The sequence below is a fragment of the Pseudoalteromonas sp. BSi20439 genome, assembly GCF_000241165.1.
Taxonomy (GTDB): Bacteria; Pseudomonadota; Gammaproteobacteria; order Enterobacterales; family Alteromonadaceae; genus Pseudoalteromonas.
In genome coordinates, this window is record NZ_BADW01000030.1 from 1 (window position 1) to 6,633 (window position 6,633).

A 6,633-nucleotide genomic window follows, 5' to 3' on the forward strand; every position below is an offset into this window, starting at 1 on the left:
CATCCAATATATCAAGATGAAGCGTTAGTTAGGGTCTATCATCCTGAAATAGGCCGCTCACCTGATAGTAGCTTTGCAAATAGGCGAGCATACTTACTCGAAAGCACTTCTTATAAACCTAGAAATTCATACCGATTATCAGAAAGATTATATGCGGGTTGGAAATCACCTTTACTCACAAATAAAGATGGTTATTTTGAAGTGATATTTAACCCACCGGAAAAAGCAAAAGAGTTTTTAATATCTTGGGCTAACTATCTAAAATATCAACGTGTAGAGCCAGCAAAGACAGATACTCACCCATTTGCATTTACTAACTCCACTGGAGCGCCTGAAACGATAAAAAACTTTCAGCGGATTCATAAAAGAGCAGTTAAAAAAATTGGGCTTGAAGCTAAAAAAGAACTCGGAACCACTGAGCATGGACACAGACATGCATATGGTTATCGAGCACGACAACTTGGTTTGAGCCAAGTTGAAATTCAAAAAGCAATGCATCATAAGAGCTCTCTATCTTGCTTGGTATATATACAACCAACATCAGAAGATATTCGTAATAAGATGAGGGAGATTAAATGAGCAAGCGTAAAGGTAACTCAAGCCTGACCTCAAATCCGCCATTAAATATACCAGTATCAATAAAAACATTGGATGAATACAAAGCTATATGCAAAAGCAACGGTATCACTAACTCAAGGCTACATTTAGAAAATTATAAAAGCATACCAGGTCTAGTTGCACATCCAGAGAGAGTTTTTAAGGATGAGTGGGTAAGCTATAAAGATACATTTGATGTCCCTGATTTTTATTCATATGACAAATTAAAGAATATTCTTAAGCCATTAGCTCTCCAATCACAAAAGGAATACAGGGCATTTGTTAAAAAGCAAGATGACCCTCAAATACCAAATGACCCACAAGGGGTATGGGAAAGTGAATGGGAAAATTGGTTTAAATTTTTAGGTAAAAAAGAGCCTTACAATTTAAAATTTATTGCAAAACCATATATGGCTTGGGCTGTAAAAATAGAAGAATTTATGACCCAAGCATTAGGCGGAGGCTCTAAAAACTCTTTGCTTTGTCGATTCGTTCGAATTTATATAGAAAAACACGATAAAAGCTTAACTCCAGAAGCATTTCTTACAAAGCAAAAGGTTAATATCAGACCCTTAAAGCAAGAATTAGAAAAGTTGAATACCGATAATATGCGGCGTAACTTGATAATTGCAGTGAATGAATTTTTAGACTTTGTGATTACCAATGACCTAACTAGTGAAGATGAGGAAACTGGAGAGATCATTCGTGTAATGGATGCTAGAAATCCTTTATCGCTTCTATCAAATTCAGCGAGTGTGATGTCTCCGCAGCGTGCTGAATCAACTAAACCTTGCTTGCAGTATTACTTTGTTAAAAAGGCCCAAGAGTGGATAATTCCAGCTAATGCAAAAACTTTTAAAGACCTAAAGCATTTGCAAAAATTTGATGCTGATTGGCTGAAAGTATCATCGAAGGAAGTAGATCGAAGTGACCCTGATTGCGTGATAAAAAAGATTGGAGATCAGCTTTATATGTGGTCTCCAATAAATTGGTTGCATACGTTCACTTTAACAAAAGTTCCATTGCGGGGTCGTCAGATTGCATATAATGATTCAGGTGAAGCAGATGATGTAATAGCTAATGTTGATCAAAATGGAAAAATAATTTGGGAAAAAAATAAATCTATTTTTTCTGGATTAACAAAAAACCAAGCGTTTATTAAAAGAATGCCTGACGAAAACGCAGGGATGTTTATTACTACAAACAAAACAAGTAATAATGGTCAAGGTTATTCAATACCTTGGATACCTGAAGACCTTATTTATTGGTTAGTAAAACTTCGTAAATGGCAGCAAAAATATAATCCTATAGATAACCCTACGAACTGGTCTAGTTGTAAAAGAACAAATTTAAATGAGTTGCAACTTAAGGCTAAAGGAATAAATTGTTTTTTATTTAGGGCGTATCAGGATATTGAGCCACAAAGTGTTGGTAATTCCCTAACACCAAGGTTAGCTGCCGCACTTTATAATGTTCAACCATCAAATTTAGAGCTTGCAACGCTATCAGGGAAGGAAGCAACGTTAAATCAGTATAAGTCTAAGTATACCCCTCACTCAATGCGTGTGAGCCTTATAACGGCTTATATAATGGAAATGGGGATGCCTATTGAAATAGTTATGAAAGTTGTGGGGCACTCATCAATTGTAATGTCTATTTATTACTGCAAAATTACGCAAGGCGATATTAGAAAGCGATTAGAGCAGGGCGAGAAAGAAGCATTAAAAACGAGGGTTGACGCTACTCAGAGTTTAATTGAACAAAATAAAATAGAGAAAGTAAAAAATGAATTGGTATCAAATAATGAAGAGTTACTAAATTCATTAACAAACTCTATTCCAGCAGGGAACTTCATTTTCAGGGATTATGGTATCTGCCCATATGCCGCAACTCGCTGTGAAGATGGCGGAGAACTTAATGGTAGTGGTACATCATTACGTGTACCGGCTCCATCTGGTTATCTAGGGACGCAAAATTGTCTTCGCTGTCGTCATTTTATTACAGGCCCCGCATTTATTGGTGGGTTGCTATCCATCACTAACGAAATTTTATTTCACTCTAACACCCAGTCATCTCAATGCACAAAGTTACAAAGTAAAATTACTATGCTTGAGAAAAGCTTAGACGAATTAGATCGCCGAGAATACGTAGCTAATTTAAAAAATGAAAAAATTGACTTATCAGAGCGTAAAATTCTTGAGTTAAAAATAAGAAAAACTGAGTCAGAATATGAAAGTGCAGCAAAAAAAATGGATATGCTCTTATGTGACTTACAGTCGTCCTACAAGCTAATTAAAATGACACAATCAATAGCTAATCAAAAAGACAGCTTGTCCCTCGTTAAAATGAGTGATTCAGAAATAGAAATATCTTTAGAAGAGACATCTTCATTTGAGCAACTTCAAGAGGTTTGTGAGAATGCAACGATTTATGAGTCGGCCAATGCATCGCATGCCATAATTCCAAGATCTCAACAGTTGGATAAAATGGCTGTATTCAATGAAATATCTCCCGGCTTATTCTTACTCACAGAAGAGCAACAATTGCACGCTGGAAATCAATTAGCGCGCCTTTTAAAGTCTCGTTTAAAAACATGGTCAAAAGTTAGTCGTGTAATTAATTGTGATATTAAGCTCTCCGACCTTCTTGGTGATGAACAGATTTCAAAGTCTGAAATCGAATTTATTAATAAAAATAATACGTTAATTAATAGTGAGTTATGAGTATGTCACCTGAAGATCTACTAACTGAATTACAAAAAGGTTGCTCTACTAAGATTAGTGAAACCCTCGAAGCAATCTATAGGGTTTGTATGGAGCAAAGAAAAAGAGGTGTTGATGACTATTCTATTTCTACAATATCAAAGTTAGGCACTCAACGAGGGGTTCCAAAAGCACAAAGTATTCGTAATAAATCGGGTGAAAAGTATAGAGCACTTATTGCATCATTTGCAGAGAACAGCCCAGTAAAAGATCTTGGTAAGCAAAAGCATCAAGAGTTAGATTGGATAGATGAAATAAACAATCCAAAGCATCGATTGCTAGCAAAAATTCAAGCTTCCGAGCTAATTGCGACTCGGAAAAAGATACAAGAAATTATTCCACCAAACCTTAAAATTGATATTTATGACTACAAATCTACTGGGCTTGGTTCTGAGCATAAACTATCTATTCAAGAGCGGAGAGCATTAGAATATTTATTATCAAATAGCTTTCAAAGTAAATGGAAATTAACGCCAACAGATTATGGAGAGCTTATTGATGAAAATAAACAGGCAGTTTTCAAAGCGGCTACTATTGACGCTATAAAAAAAGCTTTAGAGTTTTTGTAGTCACAATATTTATAAGTACACAGTCAAATCTAATTTGCCTGTCTGTTTATTTGTAATCTTTATGGTTTAGCCATTCTATTTCATTAGTTTCGCAGTTGTAATGGACAAAGATCATATCGCTAGTGAGATCCTCTATTTCCCACGGACAGCCTATTGAGTGTAAAGTTTGCAACCCCAAGTGATAATCAGATATAAAGTCCATAAATCTATCAACAATCAGCTTGTAGTTAGAGTTATTATTATGTTTTGGAAGTAATAACTTGAATACTTTTCCATTTTCAGCCTCGGCGTGGATTGAACACGCAAGTGAAAATGGGTTGTTAGAGCTTATCTTCCCTTCTGTTGCAAATAAAGTTGGCTCAATTCTAGGTTCTGACATAGCCTTATCGGTCAATTTTGATAACTTATCTTTTAGCAGTGAGTAGTGCTCTTTACCCATTTCTTTTAGAAAAACATCAAAATAGCTTTTACCAATGTATGCCATTATAGTAGGAAAGATAAACCATTCAGCGCACATCATTGCACCCATAGGTTCTCTAGTTTCAACTATAATTTTTAAACCATCTGCTTTTACTCCAATTTCAAACTCCCTGAAAATTTCATCAGGTAAATTTTCTTCAAATATTAATCCGATATCAGGTTTTTGCACAAGTAATCCTTAGGTATATTAATAATACTCTGTTCATTTTTTACTGATAACTACCCATGGCCTAAGACCATGGATAGTGTTTGTTATATCTTATTGTAGTAGCATCACCAATAAGTAATGCCAGTTCTGCATGGTGATGCTACAAAAAGCTATAAAAGCTCAGAAAGTTTTCTAATTAAACCAATCCAATTGCTTCGATTAGGTCTTTTGCTATTTCTGTTAGCGACTAAATCAGTAGTTGTCTTAGTTACCCACACGGTTAAACTAATACATGTAGGGTCGGTAAGAGCCAGCGATAGATTAATTAGCCTCAAAAGCACCCACGACTTACTAATACTTATATCGTCTAAATATTTCGTATCAGCTGTCTTAAGTGATATTTGACCTAAATTTAAATCATTTGATTCTCCGTTTTTGTTATTATTACTCTCATTTTCGTGCATATAGTACTCCTTTGTTGTATGAACATATTAATTTCTTCATGTGTATAAAAATTCATATTGGAAATTCCAAGTTGTTGAATAATTAAAAGTTGAGGTTTTATCTCGCTAGTTTTCTTCATTACTTTTTTCTTTCTTTGTTAAAACTTACATATCGACCTCCTCATAGATGTTTGACAATACCAGAATTCATAGGTATTATTATGGTGTCTAAATATTTCGTATCCGCTGTTGTGTAACTAGTCAATTAAGATTAGTTACAAGCACGAAAAAAACTGGTAAGGCCTAAAGCCAAACCAGCTGGTTTGTTGTTACATCTTCTCTCGATTTTATAAATCGAACTTCATTGATTATTAAATTAAAACCTACCTAATTATATAAACCTACAAATATAGAAATATTAACCCCAATCCAACTACTATATAGCTCAATCCACCATTATATATGCTTTAAATCAATTTGTCAAGCTTGTTTTTGAAAGTCAATAGAGCTGACGTATTTATTTTAATTCAACAAGCTCGTGTTGTGCTTTTATTTTTCAAATTTCAGGTTTGTAGTGAGTAACAAAAAGATGTTTTAACTATTCGTAAGTTATTTTATTAATAAACCAGCTTGTTTTGCCTTCGGGGGCATTAACAATTGCTTCATCATCTACTTCTTTTTTTAGAAGTGCTCGAGCCATAGGTGAATCGATTGAAATACAATCTTTTCTTTCATAGAGCTCATCAGGTCCAACTATTTGAAGATTTTTAATATCTCCATTTTCATTTTCAATTTCAACCCAAGCACCAAAAAAACACTTTTCCGAATTGTTGAGGAGATGGATCAATAATACGAAGGTCAGTTAAGCACTTTCTTAAATATCTAATTCTTCTATCTATTTGCCTTAGTAAGCGTTTATTGAAGGTGTAGTCAGCATTATCCGAACGGTCTCCTAAGCTAGCAGCCCAAGCCACTATTTTAGTCACCTCAGGTACGTTTTTTTTCCCATAAATATTCATGTTCTTCTTTTAATTGGTTAAAGCCTTTGCGAGTGACTAAGTTTGTTTTCACACCAATCTCTTCAAATAGTTAATCTCGAACATTAATGACAACAATTTAATAAATAAGGCTTTATACCTGTCCACCTTATTGTTATCACACCGTTTATACCAAATCATTCTACTGCATGTATTGCTCTAGTAAAAGCAGTCTGAGGGTGAAGAAAAACAGGAATATTATTTCGCTCTATCATTTGGGTTTTAGGTAAAAGTTCAACTAACCTCAGTTCATTGATCTAATACATTGAAATTAATATGACTGATTTATACATTTGTTATGAGCGAGAAGTAAATGAGCGTGAGATTATAATAATTAACGAGTATTGGAGCCTAGCAAGCTCTGAGGTACCGAGTTTCACTTATTCAGTTAAAGAGCATAACGAACTCTATAAGATCTATAAAGGTGATGTTGGAAATCTTGCTAAATTAATTAAAAAAAAGAGCAGTGTTAGTTGTTGTCATCCTAGCTTTATATGTGACAGTTGTAAGTCAAAAATGACTACTTCATCAAGACATGTGTGCTTGTCTAGGTTAAAACAAACATCCTATACATGTGACCGTTGTGAAATGATAGCT

5 protein-coding genes and 2 pseudogenes are annotated in these 6,633 nt (G+C 34.4%); 4 read left to right on the plus strand and 3 right to left on the minus strand.

What is annotated here, in order from left to right; genetic code table 11:
- From P20439_RS02675 to gmtX, 3 genes and pseudogenes are all read left to right on the plus strand, one after another.
- A pseudogene (locus P20439_RS02675) lies at positions 1-579 on the plus strand (tyrosine-type recombinase/integrase); the annotation flags it as partial.
- Positions 576-3,320: a VPA1269 family protein gene (locus tag P20439_RS02680; RefSeq protein WP_008464431.1), complete on the plus strand. Its 2,745-nt coding sequence runs from the start codon at positions 576-578 to the stop codon at positions 3,318-3,320. The pseudogene P20439_RS02675 and the gene P20439_RS02680, both read left to right, overlap by 4 nt.
- Before the next feature lie 2 nt (positions 3,321-3,322).
- The gene (gene gmtX, locus P20439_RS02685; RefSeq protein WP_036932773.1) at positions 3,323-3,928 is read left to right on the plus strand and encodes a gamma-mobile-trio protein GmtX; all 606 of its coding nucleotides are present in this window, start codon (positions 3,323-3,325) and stop codon (positions 3,926-3,928) included.
- A 46-nt stretch (positions 3,929-3,974) separates the two neighbouring features.
- Here the strand turns inward: gmtX and P20439_RS02690 are convergent, their stop codons facing one another.
- From P20439_RS02690 to greB, 3 genes and pseudogenes are all read right to left on the minus strand, one after another.
- Positions 3,975-4,577: a hypothetical protein gene (locus P20439_RS02690; RefSeq protein WP_008464435.1), complete on the minus strand. Its 603-nt coding sequence runs from the start codon at positions 4,575-4,577 to the stop codon at positions 3,975-3,977.
- 149 nt (positions 4,578-4,726) lie between these two features.
- Positions 4,727-5,020, minus strand: coding sequence for a hypothetical protein (locus tag P20439_RS02695; RefSeq protein ID WP_036932775.1), 294 nt, complete (start codon positions 5,018-5,020; stop codon positions 4,727-4,729).
- Between the two features lie 577 nt (positions 5,021-5,597).
- Positions 5,598-6,070 (minus strand): annotated as a pseudogene (gene greB / locus P20439_RS02700) (transcription elongation factor GreB).
- Between the two features lie 242 nt (positions 6,071-6,312).
- Here greB and P20439_RS18820 point away from each other — a divergent pair.
- Positions 6,313-6,633 (plus strand): hypothetical protein (locus tag P20439_RS18820; protein ID WP_206769987.1); only part of this gene is annotated, 321 nt, incomplete at its 3' end.

What these genes read in the sequence shown, in the direction of transcription:
- P20439_RS02695 (WP_036932775.1), bottom strand. Translation starts at nt 5,020, where the DNA reads ATGCACGAAAATGAGAGTAATAATAACAAAAACGGAGAATCAAATGAT.
- gmtX (WP_036932773.1), top strand. Translation starts at nt 3,323, where the DNA reads ATGTCACCTGAAGATCTACTAACTGAATTACAAAAAGGTTGCTCTACT.
- P20439_RS02680 (WP_008464431.1), top strand. Translation starts at nt 576, where the DNA reads ATGAGCAAGCGTAAAGGTAACTCAAGCCTGACCTCAAATCCGCCATTA.